Source organism: Halorubrum sp. Eb13, assembly GCF_002252895.1.
Taxonomy (GTDB): Archaea; Halobacteriota; Halobacteria; order Halobacteriales; family Haloferacaceae; genus Halorubrum.
The window spans coordinates 1-20,909 of the sequence record NZ_NHPE01000130.1 but is presented as its reverse complement, the minus strand read 5'-3'; the positions used below and the strand labels follow the sequence as shown (position 1 = coordinate 20,909).

The window sequence follows — 20,909 nt, the reverse complement described above, 5'->3', positions numbered from 1 at the left end:
AGGCCAGCGAGCGGCTCGGCCGGTGGGTCGCGAAGTCGCTCACGAGCAGCCCCTCGACCCGCGCCCGGACCGGGATCAGCTGGGGGAGCTTCCGCGGGCCGGTCGGGACCGACTCGTCGTTGTAGTGGGCGATCTGCCCGCAGACGGCGACGCGCGCGTCGAGGTTCAGCTGCGCGAACACGGCGTCCGTGATGGGCCCGCCGACGTTGTCGAAGTAGACGTCGACGCCGTCCGGCGCGGCCGACTCCAGCGCGGCGCGGTAGTCGTCGGTCGTCTCGTAGTTGATCGCCGCGTCGAAGCCGAGGTCGTCGGTGAGCCAGTCGGTCTTCTCGTCGCTACCGGCGAAGCCGACGACGCGGCAGCCGTTTCGCTTCGCGATCTGGCCGACGACCGAGCCGACCGCGCCCGCGGCGCCGGAGACGACGACCGTGTCGCCGGGCTTCGGCTCGCCGACCTCCAGGAGCCCGAAGTAGGCGGTCCGCCCCGGCATCCCGAGGGCGCCGAGGTAGGCCTCGGGGGCGGCGACCGCGGGGTCGACCGGGGCGACGTCGGCCGCGTCGAGCGCCGCGTAGTCGGCCCACCGGCCCTCGCCCGTCACGAGGTCGCCCGCGTCGTACGCGTCGTGTTCGCTCTCGACGACCTCGCCGACGACGCCGCCGTTGAGCGGGTCGCCGACCGCCCACGGCTCGGCGTACGATTCGGCGTCGCGCATCCGACCGCGCATGTACGGGTCCACGGAGAGGTAGCGCGTGCGAACGAGGAGTTCGCCCGGCGCGGGGGACGGGACGTCGGTCTCCCGCAGTTCGAAACAGTCCTCGTCGGGCTCGCCGGTCGGGCGCTCGGCGAGCACCCACTCGCGGTTGGTGTCAGTCACGGTCGGCGTTGACCCCTGCGCCCCAATAGGGTTTGGACGCCAGCAGGGCACGGGGCCGAATGGGGGGCGACGGCGACCCAGCTTCGCCGGGTGATTTTTTCCGACGGCCCGCGAGGGTGACGGGTATGGACGCGTTGCACTCGTTCGAGGGGCAGACGCTGCGAGCGATCAGACGAGACCTCCACCGCCACGCCGAGGCGGGCTGGAAGGAGTTCCGGACCTCCGCGCTGCTGGCGGCCGAACTCGACGGCCTGGGGTACGACGTGCTCGTCGGCGAGGACACCGTCGCGCCGGACGAGCGGATGGGCGTGCCGCCGGCCGACGAGGTCGCCGCGGCCAAGGAGCGCGCTCGGGAGGCCGGCGCGCCGGCGGAGTACCTCGACGCGATGGGCGACGTCACCGGGGTCATCGCGACGCGGGAGTTCGGCGACGGCCCGACGATCGGACTGCGGACCGACATCGACGCGCTCGAACGACAGGAGGCGATGGACGACGACCACCGCCCGGCCGCGGAGGGGTTCGCGAGCGTCCACCCCGGCGAGATGCACGCCTGCGGCCACGACGCGCACGCCGCGATCGGCGTCGGCGTGGCCCGGGCGTTCGCCGAGAGCGGGTTCGACGGCACGCTGAAGTTCTTCTTCCAGTCGGCCGAGGAGGGCGGGCGCGGCGGCAAGCCGATGGCCGAGAGCGGCCACCTCGACGACGTCGACCACCTGCTCGCCGTCCACGTCGGCCTCGACGAGCCGACGGGGACGGTCGTCTCGAGCTACGACGCCCCGCTGTCGAACGCGAAGGTCGACGTGACGTTCTCCGGGGAGCCCGCCCACGCGGGCGGCGAGCCGCACGCCGGGCGGAACGCGCTGCAGGCGGCGACCGCGGCGATCGGGAACCTCTACGGGATCGCGCGCCACGGCGACGGCGCGACGCGGGTCAACGTGGGCAGGGTGAGCGCGGACAACGCCCAGAACGTGGTCTGCGAGGAGGCGACGATGCGGGTCGAGGTGCGCGGCGAGACCCACGACCTCAACGAGTACATGCTCGGGCGGGCCCGCGAGGTCGTCGACGGCGCGGCGACGATGCACGACGTCGACGTCGAGACGAGACTCTACGGGAAGACCACGACCTTCCGCAACGACGACGCGGTGGTCGACGTGGTCGAGGCCGCGGCGGAGGCGACGCCGAGCGTCGACCGGATCATCGAGAAGGAGTTCGGCGGCAGCGAGGACGCCTCCTACCTCATTCGCCGCGTGCAGGACCAGGGTGGGACCGCCACGTACCTCGGCGTCGGCGCGAGCAATCCCTCGGGCCACCACACGGCGTACTTCGACGTCGACGAGGACGCGATCGACGTCGGCGTCGACGTGATCGTCGACGCGATCGGTCGGCTGGCCTGACGTATCCCACCCGGGGGTCTGACGTATCCCACCCGAGGTCTGACGTATCCCACTCGGGGGTCTGATACGGTGGCGGATGCCCGGCGGACGCCCGGCGGACGCGCCGAGGCGGGACGCTCAGGTCGAGTCCGTCGACAGCACGAACAACGTGTACGCGCCGCCGAGCACCAGTATCGCGATCAGGAGGACCGGCATGATCGTTTCCAGCTGCGTCGCGCTCAGACCGAACAGATCCGCGCTAGCGGTCATGCGCATTTCAAGCTATCTACCGGGTGACCGTCGTCGCCGCCCTAGTTCATCCCTCGCCCAACGGGATCGAGAGGCCGCCGGCCACGCGCTCGACGTCGGTCCCGAACGCCGCGGAGCGCTCCGCGACGGTCTCCCGAACCCACTCGGCGACGTCGGGGTCCGCGATCGTCGCCGCCTCGTCGACGATCGCGGTCGGCTCGACGAACAGCTCGTCGAGGTCGCCGTCGCGGACGACCAGCTCGAACAGCGCGCTGCGCTTGTTGTGAACCCCCTGCCGGTCGACGTAGTCGACGTAGTCGTCGACGAAGTCGCCCGCGTCGTAGACGATCGGCCGCCCCCGATACACCTCGACGCCCTGGAGGACGTGCGCGCTGTGCCCGTGGACGACGTCGACGCCCCGATCGACGAGCCACCGCCCGAACCGCTCGTGGACCCGCCGCGGTTCGGTCTCCCAGTTCGCGCCCCAGTGCAGGGAGGCGACGACGAGGTCCGGATCGTGCGAGCGGGCGCTCTCGAGAACCCCCTCGACGAGCGAGCGCGTCGCCGGGATCGAGGGATCGAGCGTCGCGAAGGCGGTGCCGGGCTCTTCTTGAGCCGCAGCGAACGCCTCGGACTGGTCGGTGAGGCCGAACGCCGCGACCGTGACGTCGCCCGCCTCGAACACCGCCGGCTCGAGCGCCGCCCCGAGATCGGTCCCGGCACCGGCGTGGGCGATCCCGGCGTCGCCGAGGTGCGTCCGCGTGTCGCGGAGCGCGGGCTCGCGGAAGTCGAGGATGTGGTTGTTCGCGAGCGAGACGAACGAGGCGCCGGCGGCCTCCAGCGCCGGCACGGCGAACGAGGGATCCGACCGGAAGTAGTACACCTTGTCGGGCCACCGCGTGCCGCGCTCGGAGACGCAACACTCTAGATTGGCGACGAGCCCGTCGAGCTCCGCGAGGCGCGGCAGCGTCGGCCCCCAGACCCCCGCGGGGTCGTCGTCGGCCCACCGCTCGTTCACGCTGCGCCCGAGCATGAGGTCGCCGACGAACCCGAGCCGCGCGTCGACGTCGGCGGCGTTCGGGTCCTCGCGTCCCCCGGCCTCGTCGTTACGTCCGCCCGACGGGGACGCGACGCAGCCGGCGACGCCCGCCAGTCCGGCGACGCCCGACGCCAACAGGGTTCGGCGAGTTCGCATCGCTCGCGGCTTCGGCCGGCGTCGATTTCAAGCCATCGAGTGTACACCGGCCGCGTCCGATCGCGGTCAGTACTCGATCGTCGCGGAGTACCGGTCGAGTACGAACACGAACGCCGCGCCGACGAGCGCGGCGAGCGCGAACCGCGGCGCCGCCCCCTGCCACGACTCCCCGCTTTCGGCGAGTCGAGTCGAGACCTCGAGGAGCGGCGCACGGAGTGCGCCGACGACGAGGCTCACGAGGAACGCGAGCGTGGCGGCTCGAGCGCGGGCGAGCGCGTACCTGACCGTGTGCGCGATGGTGAACAGCCCGACGACCCCGCCGAGGAGAAACGTCAGGACCGGCGGGAGCGTCTCGACGAGCGCGTCGCTCCCGTTCCCGGTCAGGAACGCGGCGAGCCCGTCGACGGCCCGGCTCACGGTCCCAGACATGTACTCGTACTGGCCGAGCACGATCAGGAGGAGCGATCCCGAGATGCCCGGGAGCACCATCGCGCTGACCGCGACCGCGCCGGCGACGAAGACGAGCGGCAGCGAGCTGCCGAGGCCGGTCGAGGCGACGCCCGAGGCGAGAAACGCGAGCAGGAAGCCCGCGACCGCCGCCGCCTGCCGCCGGGGCGTGTCGAGCGTGACGCCGCGGAGCAACACCGCCGCGCTCGCCGCGATCAGCCCGAAGAAGAAGCCGTACGTCGCGACCGGCCGCGTCGCGAGCAGGTAGTTGACGCCGCTCAGCACGGTGACGACGGCCGTGCCGATCCCCGCGCCGAGCACGAGCAGGAAGGCGCCGTCGATCTCGTGGAACGCCGCGCGGGCGTCCGGGATATTGGCGGGTCGGACGCCGGCGAGCACGCGTCGAATCCGCGACGGGTCGACCGCCGTCACGGCCGCGATCAGGCGCTCGTAGATGCCGACGATGAGCGCGATGGTGCCGCCGGAGACGCCGGGGACCGCGTCGGCGCTCCCCATCGCGACGCCCTTCAGGTACAGCGTCGCCCACTCTCGAAGGCCGGCCATCGCTGGTTACGGGCTCGCGCCGATGCCGACGGTCGGGTCGACGGCGGCGTCCGCCGCGACCGGCGTCGCGGGCGCGACCGCCGCGCTCTCGTTGCTCGATCCGTCGCCGCCGTCGGAGCCGCTCCCGTCGACCGGACAGTCGGGGTCGCCGCTCGGGCAGTCGACGATCTCCTCTTCGAGCTCGACCGTCGCCGCCGCGTCGTCCACGCCGACGACCTGCCCCTCGGTCACCTCGACCTGCCCGACGCGCTGGGTGGTGTACAGGTCATCGCCGGTCGTCTGCTCGGTGGTGATGTTGTACGCGCCGGTCGCGCGGACGCTGGTGTTCGTGTAGCCGTTCTCCGGGCCGAACTCGTCGTACCCGGTCGACGAGTACGGCACCGTGAACGCGAACTCGCCGTTCGAATCGGCCTCGGCGTACTGCGTGTACTCGAAGGTCCCTCCCGCGGGCTTCCGCATCTCGACGGTCGCCTCGACCTCCTGACCGGGCTCGGCGCCCGAGCCCTCGATCGTCGCGCCGGGGACGCGTTCGAACGTCTTCACGTAGTTGTCTCGGAGCGCCTGGAAGCCGCCGACGCCGAGGATGTCCTCGACGCCGGTCCCCTCGGGGACGAGTCGACCGAGGACCTGCACCTGCAGCGCGGATGGCGACTGCCCCGGCGACTGCGACGCGTGGACGAGGCGGTGGTGTTCGAGGGCCGCGACGCGCTCGGAGGGCAGGTCGCCGACGCCGCCGATCTGGGCGCTGCCGTCCTGCTCGACGTACTCGCGCGCCGCGGTCATGTTGTCGAACTGCCTGACCGTCGTCCGCGGGTCGCTCGGGAGGGTGCTCACTTCGACCTGCCCGCCGCTCCGCGTCTGGGCGGTCCGCGTCTCCCAGTCGACAACCACGGGCTCGGGGTCGACCGCGCTGCCGTAGTGCTCGTACAGACGGATCATCTGGCTCTCGTGGTAGCGCTGGGTGTTCACCTGCATCACCGTCTGGAACCCGCCCTGCTCGGTCTGCTGGTAGAGGACGCGGTTGAAGTCGGAGCGCGTCTCGTTGCCCGAGTAGAACGTGACGGGGGCGCCGAACTTGGAGTTCGGCGATGCCATCTGCCAGTCGACCATCACGTAGCGGGTGTGTTCGCCCTCCTCGCTCTGGCCGGCGAGCACCTCGCGGGCCGCCTCCTCACTCGGCGCGAGGAGGTAATCGGCGGCTTCGCCCGCGTTCTGCTGGAACGGATTCGCGTTCGGGATGCGCTCGGCGCGCGTGGTGATCCAGTGGCCGTAGTCCCACCACGACTGCACGCCGTACGCGCCCTCCGGGTACTCGAAGTCGCCGTCGGCCGGGCGCTCGTAGGTGCCGTACAGCTCCATGGGGTTGTCCGCGCCCTCGAGTTCACCGGGTGTGGGCGTCTCGTCGTTCATCCACTGGAGGCTGCCGTCCCACTGGGTGACGCCCCCGGGGCCGGTGTTCGCGCCGGCGGCCCAGACGGGGGTCACCATCGCGACGAGCGGGACGATGAGGACGACGACTAGGGCGATCGCCGTCATCGCCTGCCACCCCTCGATATCGCGGACGTCGTCGAGCGACCGGAGGCTGATCGCGTCGAGCGCGACCTGCAGGAAGTACGCCGCGCCGACCGCGACGATCACCGCGAGGTAGTAGTTGAAGCGGGTCTGCGTGAACGCCGCGCTCCCGATGAACGCCGCCCACACGACGAAGTACAGCTCCTCGGTGTCGTACTCGACGAGGAACGTCGCGCCGACGAGGAAGGCGGCGGCGATGACGAGGCCGACCACCTGCCAGCTCACGCCGACGACGCCGCCGATAGCACCGTAGAGCTGCGGGACCGCGTAGACGGAGCCGATTACGGCGAGCGCGGCCGGGATGTAGAGGGTATGGTTGGGGTCGTCAGAGCGGTAGAGGGGGCGCGCGACGATGTAGAGGACCGCGGCGAGCGCGAGGAAGAACGCGAAGCCGTACTGTGAGAGGACGAAGTCGGAGAAGGCGGCCTCTTGGAGCGGGGGTTGTCCTTCGCCGATAGTCTGGAACGTGGCGCGAGCGCTGAAGCCGACGAAGTTCAGGAGGTTGCTGGTGATCGTTCGCCAGAGAGAGGGAAGCGCCAGCCAGACGACGCCCGCGGACGCGAGGATGAGACCGCCGACAGCCGGCGGGTAGGTGTCGACCTCGAGCTCGCGACTCTCCCACTGGCGGGCGAGCCACGCGAGGAAGACCGCACCGACTGCGACGCCAAGCGGGAGGACGACCTGCGTAAGTGAGTAGCTGGTGACGCCGAACGAGAAGTTGTCGAGCGGAATCAGTTGCATCAGGCCGGTGACGCCCATCGACACCGCGCCCGCGAACGCGATCGGTTCGGGCGTGGTGCCGTGATACACGTCGCTCGTAATCTTCACCGCGAGGAATACGCCGGTGAACCCAACCATCAGGACGCCCGGCTGCCACGTCCACATGTAGAGGCCGAGCGCGACGCCGGCCGCGGCCGCGTACGCGGCGGGACGTTTGAGCGCGTCCCAGTCGCGATCGACGACGAGCTCCCAGACGGGCGCTTCCCGCTCGGCGACCGCGAAGGCGACGAGGAACGCGAGGACGGCGAGGCTCTGGAAGAGGACTTCGGCGGCGCTGTGATCCGGGAAGCCGACCAGTGAGTAACTGAAGAATGTGCCCGGCAGGAGCGCGAGGACGACGACGGCGCCGACCGCGGCGAACCGGTCGACGAACCGGCGCGCGATGAAGTAGGTCGGGATCGCGACGAGCGAGCCGGCGATGGGCGCCATGATGAGCATGACTTCCTCGGTGCTGCCCATGATCGGCCGAGCGATCCAGACGCTAACCGCCATGATGTGGTCCCAGAGCGTGCCGAACTGTCCGGCCGACCGTCCGACCGGGAAGCCGGTCCAGACGTCGAAGGGGAGGGTTTTCGGCCAGTTCTCGAGGAGGTAGCTCGTCTCGCGGAAGTGGTACCACGCGTCGTTACCGCGGAAGTACACTTCCCCGTTCTGAATGAAATTCCCGTACGATCGGAGGCGGGTCCATAACATGAGGGCCACGGCCCCGAGGAGGACCGGGACGTGGTACCACCGTTGGAGGACGTCGAGGGGCGATCCCTCGTCGTCTCCGACGGCGTCGGTTTGCTCGCTCATTACACGGTGTCACTCGCAAAACGTCCATAAGACTTGTTATATACCGCCCGGCGGCGGGTTCAGAATCCTTATTGATCCGGGCGGGAAAGTCGGCGCCAATGAAGGTCTCCGTCGTCGTCTGCACGTACACGATGGATCGTTACGACGTCTTCACGGAGGCCGTCGAGAGCGCGCTCGCGCAGACGTACGACCCGATCGAGGTCGTGCTCGTGATCGACGGCAACCCCGAGGTGTATGACCGGGCGGTCGAGGACTTCGGCGATCGCGAGAACGTCGTCATCTCCGACAACGACGAGAACCAGGGCATCTCCTACAGTCGGACGCGCGGCGCGGAGTTGGCGTCTGGCGAGGTAGTCGCGTTCATCGACGACGACGGCGTGGCTGAGGAGGATTGGATCGCATGCCTCGTCGACGTGTACGAAGAGACGGACGCGATCGCGGTCGGCGGCGACGTGCGCCCGGACTGGCAGGGCGAGCGGCCGGACTTCTTCCCCGAGGAGTTCTACTGGCTCGTCGGCTGCGTCGAGCCGGGCTTCGCTGAGGACGGCGAGGAGGTCCGGAACACGTATGGGTCGAACATCTCGTACCGGCGCAAGGCGTTTCTGGAGGTCAGTGGCTATGACCCGAACACGGGTCGGAAAGGGGATAGACACTTACAGGCGCACGAGGCGCCCGTCGGGATTCGGCTGCTGGAAGAGTTCGGCAAAGGGATGGTGTACACGGAGGACGCCATCGTCCATCACACGCTGTTCGAGTACCGCGGGGAGTTCCGGTGGTTGGTGTTCCGGTCGTTCTGGCAAGGGTACTCCAAGCGCGTGATGGATCTCCTGTACCCGGACGCGCCCGACGCCAAGGGCGATTACCTCAAGTGGTTGCTGACGGAGCGCGTTCCACGCCGGTTAGAGGGGCTCGTTCGGTCGCCGTCGACCGCGGCGGTGACTCAGCTCGGCGCGATCGGGGCGTTCACCGCAGCCGTCGGGTTGGGGTATCTGTACGCGATGGTAACGCCGAATCTGGTCGAGAAGGCGAACCAGTAACTATCGGTACCGCTCGTACCAGTCCGGAACCGTTTGGGACCGCTTGACCGCGTCGACGACCGCTTCCTTCATGTTCTCGTGAAACGCCGAGACAGAAAATCGGTCCGCGAACGACGCGATCTCGTCGGACGGCCAATCGACTCCCTCGCTTTCGAACCGCGTGATCGACTCGGTGAGCGACTGGCCGTTGCCCCCGCGCGAGTGCCGAAACCCGTTCTTTCCGGGAACGACCTGATATCGCGTCATGCCCTCGTCGATCCCCAAGAGCGGCGTCCCAGCGGCGAGCGCCTCAACGGGGGCGATACCGAAGTCCTCGTCGCGCCCGTTGAACACGAACGCCTTCGCGCCCGCGAGCAGTTCGCGCTTCCGCTCCTCCGAGACGAACCCGGCGAACTCGACGTTCTCTCCCGGCATCCTCTCCAGCGACTCACGCTCGGGACCGTCGCCGGCCACTATCAACCGCTGATCCAAGCCGTCGAACGCCTCGATGATGCCGTCGATGTCCTTGTGCCAGTCGAGGCGCGAGAGCGTGAGGTAGTAGTCACCGGTCTCGGCGTCGTCTGGAGAATACGCGGCCGTCTCGACCGGCGGGTACACGACCCGGATGCGCTCTTCGTCGACGCCCCAGTACCGAACGACGCGCCGCTTCACGACCTCCGAGTTGACGACGAACAGGTCCGGTTTGTGCGTGTTATGGTCGTACGCGACGCGGATCGCGTAGTAGAGGAGCAGCTTCAGCGACGCGAACCGCGCCGACGCGACCTCGTCGATCTGGTCCGACTGTCGGCGGTTCGTGTGGTGGATATATGCCACCCACGTCTGTTCGTCTGGCGGGACGTAGAACAGCGGTTCATTCCCGCTGGTGACGAGGACGCCGTACTCTCGCAGTGGGGTAGCTACTTGCCAACCGAGGAGATGGGCAAACTGCCGCGCAAGGCCGCCTCGCTCTAACGCACGGGTCAAGAGCTTGCCTTTGATGAGCTGTTCAGCGTGAATATCGTCGGGTTCTATCCCCGGATCACGCCAGCCAGTAAAGAAGGGCGCATCTTCGAACACCCGCGCAAGCTCCCAGGCGAGGCGGTCTCCGCCGCCGTTCGCGTGTTCGCCCCAGTGTGCGACGGCAAGATCTGTCTCAGATAGATTGTAGCCCGCGTCTCCGTCATCACTCATTAGTGGATGTTCGACTACCGGTGTTAAGATTGTTCACATCCTCGGTCGTCGCCGCTGGATATCCTGCGGTAACCCGGTCAATCATTTTTGACACGGTCGTACACCTCACGGAACTGGGGTATGACCGCATCAGGGTGGTACTGGTCCGCGACGAATTGCTTGTTTTCCGCCCCGATACGTTGCCGTTGTTCACTTGCTCGTTCGATGCACTCTGCGAGGCCGACCGGGTCCGCAGGGTCACACAACAGTTCCTGCTGTGGCACGGTGTCGGCGGGGCCGCCAACATTGGTCGCAACGACAGGGAGCCCAGCCTGCATCGCTTCCAGTATCGTCCGGCCGAACGGCTCGGGCCACACACCGGGATGGACGAACACGTCAGCGCTTGTATACGCATGGGTAACGTCTTCGTATGGGACGCTCCCGGTGAGAGTGATCCGGTCTGCAGACGAGCTCTCTACAGCACGGTCCCTGAGAGTATTGAGTTCAGGTCCGTCGCCGACGATGGTCAACTCGAACGACTGTGGGAGATGCCCCATCGCGTCGACGAGGTAACGAACCCCCTTCGAGTCTCGCAGATAGCCGACGTAGAGGAGTTGGGTTCCATTCGGATTCTCGCTGGTGTGCTCGGGAACATCGAAAGAGGTGTCGAGCATATTTGGAATTACATCGTACTCCATCGTGTCGAATCCGTGCTCCCGATACACTCGCTCGACAGCGTTACTCAGAGGAAGAAACGCGTCGATGTATCGCATCTGCCGCTTCAGCCGAGGGCGTTCTAAACGGAGAAGAGTCTGTTCGTACGCTTTCCGCTGGATTGAGGGCGTCACTCCAACGTCCGCCCAATTAATGAGTGGGTACGCGTTAAGTGTCGCTACGGCTGGGATATCAAGCCGGTCGGAGAGTCGACCCACTGTAGGGTGCAGATGCATATTGTACGCATGGAATACGTCACAGTCCGGGTGTGCCCCGCGTAGCTTTCTGTATGCAATCTCATTTGGGAGGGTGTACGGATATTGAGGGACATCGTAAAGTCGCCGTACCTCTACCCCGCCGACGGTTTCCGCTGTGTCCCCGTCGAATGAGTAGACGGTGACGTCAGCGATATCCCGTCGTTGAAGCTCTTCCGCGAGGAGTCGCGCACTTATTTCACCCCCTCCAGCGTGTGTCGGTGGATATCGTGGTGTGACGAGAGCCAGCTCCATCATAAATATGTGGGCGTGACGGTAATCTGGTTATCTTTCACGGCGCCAATGACCCTCGACTTCATTTGTACATCTTGAGCAGAACCTCCGTTCCTCGTGATTGAAGCTCCTCAACTTCGAATCCGAACTCCTCGAAACGGGTTTTCATATCGGCTAAAGTCGTCCCAAAGTCACCGATTGAGGGACGGTACTCGACGTCGCCGCGGTGAACTTCACAGTACACGAGTCGGCAGTCTGGGTTTGAAAGAGCGCTCTCTAAACCGTCGATAACAAGTGGTTCAGCACCCTCAACGTCAATCTTGATGAGGTTGGGAGTGGGAATTTCCCCGTTCGCAATTAGTTCGTCAGCAACTTTACAGGGTACCTCAACAGTCGAATCAGCATCTCCCGACCCGGCCTCGATAGAACCTGATCCGTATCCCGCATCCTCCTGCTCTGGCTGAGCAAATTCGACGGTTCCTGTGGAATCAGATAGTGCTTCACTGCGCACGTCAACGTTGAGAAGTTCATTCCGTTCGACATCCCGTTTCAACAGTCGAACATTTGGGGGGTACGGTTCAAACGAAACAACATTCGCGTCTGAACGTCGTTTTGCAGCGAAGAGGCTATACAGTTCCGTATTTGCTCCGATATCGAAAAGTACGTCCTCACTCCTTATTTCTTCGAGGAGATCGGCCAGTTCGCTCTGTTCCGAACTGAACCGTCGTTTGTTGCGCTGGACGACCGTTCTGTTCGGTGCCGTAAACGATACTTCAGTGTCACCGATCACAAGGGTATACGAGTCGTGAACGCTCCAATATACCGTCTCATGGAGGTAATTGAGGGTTTCCCGCAGGAACGAAATCGGACCCTCTTCCGAGAGCACCGAAAGGCCCTCCCGAATCTTAGAACGCATACTCACAGGTGATCTGCCCAGTTGATAAATACTGCTTGTTATTCCGCGCTCACATCCGGTAACCCAGCGCAGCAAGACGGTCCTCTACAGCCCCGTCTGACTCCTTCTCGGTAGGGGGAGAGATTGAGGACGAGTACGATCCTGTATCGTTAGCGGTCGTTTCGACCCACGGTACGGTCCGCACGTATGGGTTGATACTGCCTGTTTTGTGACCGTATTCCCAGTATTCACCGAACGACTCACCGTGGTCTGCCGAGATTGCGACCCTTTCTGCATCAAGATTGTTTAAGAGTATCTCGACATCATCAAGAACGTACCGTAGTTCGTCCAAATACGTATTCCAGATCGTCTCATAGTCACCGGTTGAACCGAGATACCCCCACCAGTCGGACTCATGCCGTTTCAACTTTCGTCCGGATTCAACAGCATTTGCAACGTAGGGGGGGTGAGGTTGAAGATAGTGGAGAATGAGGCGGTCGAAATCGTGGTCCCGTCCGACAGCAATAGCCCGATCGGTCACGTATCTCGGGGGTGTGCCTCCATCTTTATGTCCGAATGGGCCCTCCTCACCGACGGGTTCGTATTCATAGAGATACTCAAAGTGGCCGAGCGACGAGACGTCCACAGTTGGAAGTCGTCCAAGGAGACTGTACGCCAGATTCACCTCGGTCGGCGGAACAGATTCGTGGTGTCGCTCCTGAAGAATCTGTTTTGAAAAAACGTTCGCTGATAGGTACGCAGTGTTCTGAATTGTGCTCTCGTACTCTTCAACGAACGTCTTGGCTATCCACTCGGGAGATCGACCGCCGACAGACCGTTTTTGATTTATATTCGATATGAAATCGTATTCAGGTGCCACTTCACGGAGCGCATCGACACGACACGTATCAAGCAGGATCAGTACATCCCAATCGCATGAGAACACGTTGGTGCCGATTGTTGTCTTCGTATTTAGATAGGTGAGCGGCGTTCGGAGAGCGAGCTCGAGGACGGTGTCATCGATTGCCTGTCTCGGATTCTGTAATCCCTTTTTTATATTATCCCAACTCAGGTCATGTTTGAGCATCGAATAGTCTCTGTAAACCAGACGCGATCCGGGTTTAAGAATTCCGCGGAGATAAAGCGATACTAGAGTCAGACAGTCTTACTGCCGCCAAGGCGGGTTATAAAGCGGTCCGATTCGAAATAAAACTTGATCGAGGTATTGGTTGAGACCGTGTAGTGCGATAATTGAGTGCGATTCTATAGAACCACAGCGTTATTATCCAGACTGAACTTCTCACTCTCATGCGCCATCACCTTCGCAAAGCGAGGGAGATATACGCCAAGGAGGGCCCGCTCCAGATTTCTAAAAGTGCTATTCGGTATATCCCTATCGAACTGAATAATTTCCTGTTTAGTCTGCGACACGGGCGGGGGACGCGGGTCATGGCCGAAGATTGGGATAATCTCCTAATCCTTGACGCCTGTCGTTACGATATGTTCTCAAACCGTATCGATATTGACGGAGAGCTCGAATCACGCATCTCCCTAGGATCGACGAGCGAGGAGTTCATGGAGAAAAATTTCGATGAAAAGCAATTCCACGATACTGTTTACGTTAACGCCAATCCATTTATTCCGAGACTTAATCTCGATGACGGTACATTCCACGCGGTGGTGAACTGTCTCAACGACTGGGATACAGAGCTACAGACGGTCCGACCTGAAATTGTGGCTGAAAGGGCTCGTGAGGCGAGCGAGCAATACCCAAATAAACGACTTATTGTTCACTTCATGCAACCTCACGCGCCATTCATCGGAGAGCGCGGTCGAAAAATGATCGGCGGGGGTTGGACGATGGATCACGATGTGGAGAAAGAACCTGGGGTCTGGGATCAGCTCCGGGACGGCCGAGACATCTCCCTCAACACAGTGTGGGAGGCGTACAATGAGAATCTGGATTTAGTGCTGGAAGAGGTGAAGCCGTTGCTCACCGATCTTGACGGGAAATCCGTGATCACTGCAGATCATGGGAATCTCGTGGGCGAACGGCTCAGACCGATTCCAACGCGCCGAAAGTACGGTCATCCATACGGCGTTCACACTGAAGAGTTAGTGAAGGTGCCATGGTTCATCATGGACAGGAGTAACCGTAAGGAGATTAGTGCCGACTCACCGGTCAAGAGTAACGATGAGAGCGTCTCTGACGAAAAATTAGAAGACAGGCTAGAAGCACTGGGCTACCGATGACTGTGGATCGCTCTAGCCGAAAGAGTGGATCATGATCCCGACTGAGTTCTCAGGTCGTAAGTTACGGCGGAAAGTCGCTGCCGATGGCCCTATAGAGACTGTGCGAGCCGCAGGCGACCTAATTACTCGTAAAAAGCTAGGCCGTCCGGTTTTTGATCCGCTCGTTAACCGAGATGTCGTGCGTACGCTTCCCCGTGAGGAGTTACCCCACCGGGTAAAAACAGTCGACATTCCTAATTCTGCTTGCCCGACACCGTTCACCTCGGTGATTCCAGACGGCGTCGTGTTAACCGAAACCGGGTTGGTGCTGACCGAAGCATTCGAAATCGTTGAGGAGAGTGCAGCCGGCCCTGAGCAGGCTCAACAGGCGATGATGGCGATGTTATCACGAGAATTATTCTATGGTGTACTCCCACTTCGTAATCTACTGTTTGGTTCGGGGAGAACTCAGTTTCCCAAACTTAATTCGGGGCCAATCGCACCACTGATTCCTCGCTATCCTGACAACTATTATCACTGGATGGTTGAGACGGTCCCCAAGATACGCTATCTCCGCGCTTTCGAGAGAGAGCAGGAACCAGTGACGTTGCTCATTTCAGCCGACGCGCCGCCGTTTGTAGACGAGACACTTGATCTCCTCGACTGGCCGGATTCGCGTATCGTGCGCGCCGACCACGAGAGCTACCGCGTCTCCGAACTCTTGATCCCATCCTTCCCTGACCGGCGTTCTATGGACTTTGAGTGGCTCCGCGAAGAGATTCTTAGAAGTGTCTCAGATCACTTACCAGAAAGCGAGACGAACATCTATGTTTCACGTGCAAACGGTGTTGAGCGACGAGTTGTGAACGAAGATGAAGTGATGGACACACTCACGGAATTCAACTTTGAATGCTATCTGCTGGAGGAACGCTCACTGGCGGAGAACGCGCGATTGTTTGCTGACGCCGACATTATCGTTGGGCCACACGGAGCAGGGCTGACAGATATCATCTTTGCTGGCGACGCCACCCTTATTGAGCTGTTCGGTCAAAAAGTCAAGCAGCCTTACAAGCTACTTGCGGAAGCTGTTGGTGTTGATTACGAGCCAATACACTGTACGCCCGAGTCGGCTGATATCGTTGTAGACGTCGAAGAGTTATCTGAGCGGATAGTGCAGGCACGTAAGGGATAGCCGTATACTGTGGCATTTTGTGGAGTTCAGAACGTTCTTTACATGGCCAAGCTAGAATGTCGTATGCGCAATCATTTCACCCTAGAGAATCTCAGACGGGCTCTCCAGAACCCTCGCCTCATTCGACGCGAGCTGCTCCGACTCGGAAGTCTCCCGTTCAATCACAGCTACGGCTACTACACACATCACCGTCTTCCCCAGAGTATCGACGTGATGGACGAAGACTGGGACAATCTACTCATTCTGGATGCCTGCCGATATGATTATTTTGCAAATCAGCATAATTTTGACACAACTCCCAGCCGCGTCATCTCACCCGGCAAGATGAGTTGGGAGTTCATGCAAGAAGCGTTCCAAGGAGAGCAGTTCCACGATACAATATACATCACGAGCAATCCGTTTGCCACACGCTTACCCGAAGACACGTTCTTCGAGACGCGGTATCTCATCGACGAGTGGGACGACAAAATAGGAACAATCCATCCTGACGACGTGGCCAAAGCAGCAAAGGAAGCTAACCTGAAACATCCGAACAAACGACTCATCCTCCATTTCATGCAGCCACACCGTCCCTACTTAGGCGACACTGCGGAAGAGCTCAGAGAACGCGTCAATCTTGTCGGGTATCGAAACGAGGGCGACGGCCTACAGATATGGGGGGCGGTAAAAGAAGGCTTGGTGACGGTTGAGGAAGTTCGTGAGGCTTACGCAGAGTCGCTAGACATTGTTCTGTTGGAGGTGGAACGGTTTCTTGATGAAGTCGACGGCAAGTCGATCGTGACGGCCGATCACGGAGAAATGCTCGGTGAGAGGGTGTTCCCATTTACATCCAGAGTTTGGGGCCACTCAGAAGGGTTTAGCACTCCTACGCTTCGTGAGGTTCCCTGGTTAGAAATTGAGAGTGAATCTCAGCGAGACATTACCGCGTCAGAACCTATCGATTCTGAATCCGATCTGGACAAATCAGAGGTTCAGAGCCGGTTAGAAGCGCTAGGATACGCAGAGTAGTACTGTGCTGCTGTAACGTAGATCCAGTTTAGATGTATCCCAACTCTCGTAAGTTCGCTTTTGTCGCTTCGTCAAGGTCCTGATTCTCCTCCACTTTTAGATCATTTCCCAACTCACATTCAATTTTGAGACCCAGATCGGTATGGTCTGCAATCCAAACTTCGGTTTCCTTTGGATCTTTTTTTGTTATCTCAAACACCCTATCCTCCGCGTTTTGTGCTTTAATGTATTTGAACTGACTAGTTCGAGCACACTGTAGAGCTGTATCTAACTGGGCTTTGATTTTCGGATCAATCCGCCCGTGCAGACTCGACTCAAGATTCGATAACTGCGATTTCGGTTCACCGTACTCGGCAAAGATCGTCTCCGTATTATGAGGTTGGAATAAGCTCTCTCCCTGTACAGTAGTTGGAATGTTAAGATCGAGTCCCTCTAGAATTGTCGGGTAGAGGTCCACAAGAGAGACAAGTCCATTTGGATCCTCCAGTGCTTGCCAAGATTCCGCCGGCTTGATGACTAGTGGGACGTGGAGTAGTTCGTCGAACAGACTGAATTGGTGTCCTGCCCGACTGTGTTCACCAAAGTGTTCCCCGTGATCCCCGACGACGATTATCGTCGTTTCCTCGTATAGATTTGCTCTTTGTAGTGTTTTGATGAGATCTTCTACGAGCGAATCCGCGAATCGAACTTCTCCATCATACCAGTCTTTGACTGCGTTCCAGACGTGTATCGACGCATCCAACTCCCCAGCCATGAAGCGGTTTCCGCCATCTCCCTTGATGTCGGCGAGTGCGCGGACTGTATCCATATCAATCTTATCTCTGTCGAACGATTCGAACTGGCTGCGGAACGGCTCCGGAGGTGCGTAGGGAGTGTGGGGAGAGTTGATATTAATGAACCCGAAGAACGGCTTCTCACCATGACGGATGTGATGTTTAAGATATTCGCATGTAACGTATTCAGACGGACGACGCTCGGCCCGAAGCGACCGATATGCTACCTTCAGATAGCCAGGCCATATGTCGAGATAATCCGACTTCAAATCCGAGAGAGATCTTGGGAGCCGTGGGAGCCGATAGATATCGCCGAATTCCTCAAACCCCCTTGTAACTGACTGTTGACTATCGATGTGACCGTTCCGAACCGCTCCAAACGTTGAATAGCCTTCCTCACGCATTAACTCCGCGAGCGGTGGATGGGGTGGTTCGAACGACATGTTGCTGTTGAGATAACCGTGGCTTGATGGATACACACCAGAAAACATCGATGCATGAGACGGCGGGGTCCACGGTGCAGCGGCAAAGGCTCGATCAACGGAGATACCGTCTTCGGCTAATGCTTGGAGACATGGAGTGGTGTCCCGGTGGTATCCGTGGACAGAGGTATGATCTGCCCGTAGAGCGTCTAGAACGATTAAGAGAATGTTATTATTCATGATATTTTTTTTCCGAGGATAGCATTAAACTGTCGAGTCATAACTTTTGTGGAACTTACTTTTCCAGCAAACGGGGTAATTGAATGGTCTGATATGCATTTTCAATGAGCTTATTCTTTATACCCAAGCGTGCGGAGTCGCTGCTCGACCAAATCCTCTGAATGAGTATCAGTACTGTGGTCTCCAGTCGGTGGTTCTGACCTAATAGTACGCCGTTTGCCATTTATCACGAACCATGGCACCTTCACAAGCTCCTCCGAGTACACTCCCCAAGGGTGGCCAAACATACGCTTCGTTGGAAGGGGGCCTTGCCGCTCACCGACCATATTGCCGTGGTCAGCAGAGATCACGACTTTCCCGTATATCTCATTCAACAACTCTTTAACATATTCAAAAACTAAGTCGAGATTCTCGTTATATCCCGTCCACAATTCATCAATCGAGGTTGGGCGATTACCGTCGCGGAAGGGGACCCAAGCATTTCGATTATCGGCTTCTTCTGTGATTGTACGACCTCTCTCACCGATAAAAGGAATGTGGGGTTGCATGTAGTGAACGATAACGCGCTTATTCGGGAACTGTTCGTGGGCTTTCTTTGCGGCCTCGGTTACGGTTTCTGGATGAGCAATTTCGAGATTCTCATCCCACTCGTCCAGTAAGTCAATAACCGAATGAAACGTTCTGTCTTGGTCTAATCCCACTTTCGGGAAGTAGACGTTTGCGTTGACATAGACAGTATCATGGTACTGGCTGTCCTCAAAATTCTGGCGCAGGAATTCCTCGCTTGTCGACCCCAACGAGATCCGAAAGCTCAACTCCCCCTCAATTGGAACCCGCTCGGAGAACATGTCGTACCGGCAGGCGTCAAGAAGAATGAGCGTGTCCCAGTCTTCTTCCATTACACGCGTTCCTTCGCCGTGCTGAAGTCGAAAAATAGCGTTGTTCACCTCTATTGGAGCGTATTCGACCGTTGCCCTGATGAGGTCAGTGAGTCCGCGTTCGTCGTAGACCCGTTTGGCCCGCTTCAGGTGGTGTTTCATGTGTGAACTGAACCGTGCCTTGAATAAGAAATCCGGGGATTCCCGCGTCGAACCGATGGAGTAAAACAACCTGTTCGAAGAGTATATACCAGTCACCTCTCCAGAAAAATAATGAAACTCGGACAGACCTCCATCATCGATTTCGTTTCAAATTTCGTCTCGTCGGTTCTGGGGTTCGTCGCCACCGTCTACATCGCCCGCATTCTCGGCCCCGAGCCACTCGGAATCTATCAGGTGACCATCGGACTCGTATCATGGCTGGCAATCTTCGGTGAGGTAGGACTCTCGCGAGCGATATCAAAGCGCGTCTCGGAGGGCAGTGATCCAGGTAAATACGCTGCAGCAGGGGTAACAGTGATCGGGTTGCTGTTTGCTGTCCTCGCGGTCGGTGTCTTCTTCTTTCGTGAGGAGGTCGCAGCTTACGTTGAATTTCCCGCATCGGGTTATATGATTCTGATTCTGTTGGTCGTTCTCTTGGATAGTCTGGTGAGCTCGTTGCTGATCGGACTTAAACTCGTACACATAAATGGATTGACGGTCCCGATCAAAACGGGTAGTCGAGCAGTCGTCCAAATCGGGCTCATCGTCGCCGGGGCTAGCACTGCCGCACTTTTCATCGGGCACATCTTCGGGTTCACCATTGTCGTCGTGATCGGTGGCTACTACGTGCTTAGGAATCTACCATCAGTCGCTGTCCCTGAGCGGAAGCACTTCGAGGGCTTGTTCGACTTTGCCAAGTACTCTTGGCTCGGTAATCTTCAGTCAAGAATGTTTAGCTACACCGACGTGCTCGTTCTCGGATACTTCGTCTCTTCCGGACTCATTGGCATCTACGCCGCGGCGTGGAATATTGGACAGTTTCTCATCCTCTTTAGCGGTACCCTCCAATCAACGCTGTTTCCTGAGATGAGTAAAATATCGACTAAGGAAGATGCTCAAGCGGTTTCCCGAATTGTCGAACAGTCACTCACGTTCGGTGGACTGTTTCTCATTCCAGGACTGTTTGGTGGCATACTGCTTGGGGAACGTCTCCTCCGTATTTATGGTCCAGAGTTCCCACGGGGCGCGTTCGTGTTGAGCGTTCTCATCGTCGCGAACCTCTTTATGGGCTACCAGACTCAATTAATGAATACGCTCAATGCGATCGACCGGCCAGACCTCGCGTTCCGCGTGAACGTCGTCTTCGTCGTAGCGAACGTCACACTAAACGTTGTCCTCATCTCTCTCTACGGCTGGGTCGGTGCAGCCGTTGCGACGGCTAGCTCGATCGGCCTCAGTCTTGTGCTCGCGTACCGCCATGTCAATGCAATCATCGAATTTGACCTCCCTGTGGGAGAGATTGCTCGACAGTGGATTGCCGGCATTTTGATGGCAGGCGTCGTCTACGGTGGCCTCAGAATAGAAGAAACATATCGGTTGATTGGTCATAACTTTGCGATTGTTGTCCTCTTCGTCATCGTAGGGGCTAGCATCTATTTCACAATCTTATTAGGGATCTCAACAGCTTTCCGGAAGACAGTTGACCGGAACGTTCCGGTTGCCCTCCCGTTCGTCTCAAAATGAACCGCCTCGGGGTCGAACCACGAGGAACTCGCCTTGCTTATCTGTAGGTGACTACGCTTCGGGCAGAGGAAGCCGTCTACATCGGCCAAGCTGAACCTTTGAGGCGTGGCTAGTTTCGCTCCGGTGCTCGGGGGAGCAATGAAGATGCGCCATTCTGCTGGCGGAATCGCGCCGATGCTTATTATCTGCTCTGGATTAACGGGTTGACGGTCCAGAGAGTGCGTACCTGCTCCGATTAGGTGGCAATCCCAAGTTATACGCGTCAAAAGCCTACGGGAGCAAATAAAGGTCGCGTAAAGTTAGAGGA

At 60.1% G+C, this 20,909-nt stretch carries 17 protein-coding genes; 6 read left to right on the top strand and 11 right to left on the bottom strand.

Features of this window, described 5'->3' with window-relative positions; genetic code table 11:
* A partial coding sequence (locus DJ75_RS14485) for an NADP-dependent oxidoreductase (RefSeq protein ID WP_094525137.1) occupies positions 1–874 on the bottom strand: 874 nt, incomplete at its 3' end.
* Positions 875–999: 125 nt separating this feature from the next.
* Here DJ75_RS14485 and DJ75_RS14480 point away from each other — a divergent pair.
* Positions 1,000–2,268 (top strand): amidohydrolase, encoded by a 1,269-nt coding sequence (locus DJ75_RS14480; protein WP_094525136.1) that lies wholly within the window; start codon positions 1,000–1,002, stop codon positions 2,266–2,268.
* Positions 2,269–2,385: 117 nt separating this feature from the next.
* On the opposite strand, the gene DJ75_RS19230 is transcribed toward DJ75_RS14480, so the two are convergent.
* From DJ75_RS19230 to DJ75_RS14465, 4 genes are all read right to left on the bottom strand, one after another.
* Entirely contained in the window at positions 2,386–2,517 is a 132-nt protein-coding gene (locus tag DJ75_RS19230) for a hypothetical protein (protein WP_254921997.1), read from the bottom strand.
* 46 nt (positions 2,518–2,563) lie between these two features.
* Positions 2,564–3,691 (bottom strand): CapA family protein, encoded by a 1,128-nt coding sequence (locus tag DJ75_RS14475; RefSeq protein ID WP_094525135.1) that lies wholly within the window; start codon positions 3,689–3,691, stop codon positions 2,564–2,566.
* Positions 3,692–3,757: 66 nt separating this feature from the next.
* The gene (locus DJ75_RS14470) at positions 3,758–4,702 is read right to left on the bottom strand and encodes a DUF368 domain-containing protein (RefSeq protein WP_094525134.1); all 945 of its coding nucleotides are present in this window, start codon (positions 4,700–4,702) and stop codon (positions 3,758–3,760) included.
* Positions 4,703–4,708: 6 nt separating this feature from the next.
* Positions 4,709–7,849 (bottom strand): oligosaccharyl transferase, archaeosortase A system-associated, encoded by a 3,141-nt coding sequence (locus DJ75_RS14465; RefSeq protein WP_094525133.1) that lies wholly within the window; start codon positions 7,847–7,849, stop codon positions 4,709–4,711.
* Positions 7,850–7,947: 98 nt separating this feature from the next.
* Here DJ75_RS14465 and aglG point away from each other — a divergent pair, with 98 nt between their 5' ends.
* Entirely contained in the window at positions 7,948–8,886 is a 939-nt protein-coding gene (aglG, locus tag DJ75_RS14460; protein ID WP_094525132.1) for a glucosyl-dolichyl phosphate glucuronosyltransferase, read from the top strand.
* On the opposite strand, the gene DJ75_RS14455 is transcribed toward aglG, so the two are convergent.
* The 4 genes from DJ75_RS14455 to DJ75_RS19225 form a co-directional block, all read right to left on the bottom strand.
* On the bottom strand, positions 8,887–10,056 hold the full coding sequence (locus DJ75_RS14455; protein ID WP_094525131.1) for a glycosyltransferase: 1,170 nt from the start codon (positions 10,054–10,056) through the stop codon (positions 8,887–8,889). It abuts the gene before it with no gap.
* Between the two features lie 77 nt (positions 10,057–10,133).
* Positions 10,134–11,258: a glycosyltransferase family 4 protein gene (locus DJ75_RS14450; RefSeq protein ID WP_217900397.1), complete on the bottom strand. Its 1,125-nt coding sequence runs from the start codon at positions 11,256–11,258 to the stop codon at positions 10,134–10,136.
* A 61-nt stretch (positions 11,259–11,319) separates the two neighbouring features.
* Positions 11,320–12,153 carry an FkbM family methyltransferase gene (locus DJ75_RS14445; RefSeq protein WP_094525129.1) on the bottom strand — a complete coding sequence of 278 codons (834 nt, stop codon included), beginning with the start codon at positions 12,151–12,153 and terminating at the stop codon, positions 11,320–11,322.
* A 49-nt stretch (positions 12,154–12,202) separates the two neighbouring features.
* Positions 12,203–13,219, bottom strand: coding sequence for a hypothetical protein (locus DJ75_RS19225; RefSeq protein ID WP_176451466.1), 1,017 nt, complete (start codon positions 13,217–13,219; stop codon positions 12,203–12,205).
* 362 nt (positions 13,220–13,581) lie between these two features.
* Between DJ75_RS19225 and DJ75_RS14435 the strand changes: the two genes are divergently transcribed.
* The 3 genes from DJ75_RS14435 (at position 13,582) to DJ75_RS14425 (ending at position 16,564) form a co-directional block, all read left to right on the top strand.
* A complete protein-coding gene (locus DJ75_RS14435) occupies positions 13,582–14,385 on the top strand; it encodes a hypothetical protein (RefSeq protein WP_254921996.1) in 804 nt (267 codons plus the stop codon).
* 178 nt (positions 14,386–14,563) lie between these two features.
* Complete coding sequence (locus DJ75_RS14430; RefSeq protein WP_217900396.1) at positions 14,564–15,556, top strand: DUF563 domain-containing protein; 993 nt, start codon at positions 14,564–14,566, stop codon at positions 15,554–15,556.
* Between the two features lie 213 nt (positions 15,557–15,769).
* Positions 15,770–16,564, top strand: coding sequence for a hypothetical protein (locus DJ75_RS14425; RefSeq protein WP_094525139.1), 795 nt, complete (start codon positions 15,770–15,772; stop codon positions 16,562–16,564).
* Positions 16,565–16,592: 28 nt separating this feature from the next.
* Here the strand turns inward: DJ75_RS14425 and DJ75_RS14420 are convergent, their stop codons facing one another.
* Positions 16,593–17,999: a sulfatase gene (locus tag DJ75_RS14420; RefSeq protein WP_094525125.1), complete on the bottom strand. Its 1,407-nt coding sequence runs from the start codon at positions 17,997–17,999 to the stop codon at positions 16,593–16,595.
* 110 nt (positions 18,000–18,109) lie between these two features.
* A complete protein-coding gene (locus DJ75_RS14415; protein ID WP_254921995.1) occupies positions 18,110–19,039 on the bottom strand; it encodes a hypothetical protein in 930 nt (309 codons plus the stop codon).
* 111 nt (positions 19,040–19,150) lie between these two features.
* Between DJ75_RS14415 and DJ75_RS14410 the strand changes: the two genes are divergently transcribed.
* Entirely contained in the window at positions 19,151–20,602 is a 1,452-nt protein-coding gene (locus DJ75_RS14410; protein WP_094525124.1) for a polysaccharide biosynthesis C-terminal domain-containing protein, read from the top strand.
* The last annotated feature ends 307 nt before the right edge of the window (positions 20,603–20,909 follow it).

Bases quoted from the DNA above. Each gene is read 5' to 3' on its own strand.
- DJ75_RS14480 (WP_094525136.1), top strand. From the start codon at position 1,000: ATGGACGCGTTGCACTCGTTCGAGGGGCAGACGCTGCGAGCGATCAGA.
- DJ75_RS19230 (WP_254921997.1), bottom strand. From the start codon at position 2,517: ATGACCGCTAGCGCGGATCTGTTCGGTCTGAGCGCGACGCAGCTGGAA.
- DJ75_RS14475 (WP_094525135.1), bottom strand. From the start codon at position 3,691: ATGCGAACTCGCCGAACCCTGTTGGCGTCGGGCGTCGCCGGACTGGCG.
- DJ75_RS14470 (WP_094525134.1), bottom strand. From the start codon at position 4,702: ATGGCCGGCCTTCGAGAGTGGGCGACGCTGTACCTGAAGGGCGTCGCG.
- DJ75_RS14465 (WP_094525133.1), bottom strand. From the start codon at position 7,849: ATGAGCGAGCAAACCGACGCCGTCGGAGACGACGAGGGATCGCCCCTC.
- aglG (WP_094525132.1), top strand. From the start codon at position 7,948: ATGAAGGTCTCCGTCGTCGTCTGCACGTACACGATGGATCGTTACGAC.
- DJ75_RS14455 (WP_094525131.1), bottom strand. From the start codon at position 10,056: ATGAGTGATGACGGAGACGCGGGCTACAATCTATCTGAGACAGATCTT.
- DJ75_RS14450 (WP_217900397.1), bottom strand. From the start codon at position 11,258: ATGGAGCTGGCTCTCGTCACACCACGATATCCACCGACACACGCTGGA.
- DJ75_RS14445 (WP_094525129.1), bottom strand. From the start codon at position 12,153: ATGCGTTCTAAGATTCGGGAGGGCCTTTCGGTGCTCTCGGAAGAGGGT.
- DJ75_RS19225 (WP_176451466.1), bottom strand. From the start codon at position 13,219: ATGCTCAAACATGACCTGAGTTGGGATAATATAAAAAAGGGATTACAG.
- DJ75_RS14435 (WP_254921996.1), top strand. From the start codon at position 13,582: ATGGCCGAAGATTGGGATAATCTCCTAATCCTTGACGCCTGTCGTTAC.
- DJ75_RS14425 (WP_094525139.1), top strand. From the start codon at position 15,770: ATGGACGAAGACTGGGACAATCTACTCATTCTGGATGCCTGCCGATAT.
- DJ75_RS14420 (WP_094525125.1), bottom strand. From the start codon at position 17,999: ATGAATAATAACATTCTCTTAATCGTTCTAGACGCTCTACGGGCAGAT.
- DJ75_RS14415 (WP_254921995.1), bottom strand. From the start codon at position 19,039: ATGAAACACCACCTGAAGCGGGCCAAACGGGTCTACGACGAACGCGGA.
- DJ75_RS14410 (WP_094525124.1), top strand. From the start codon at position 19,151: ATGAAACTCGGACAGACCTCCATCATCGATTTCGTTTCAAATTTCGTC.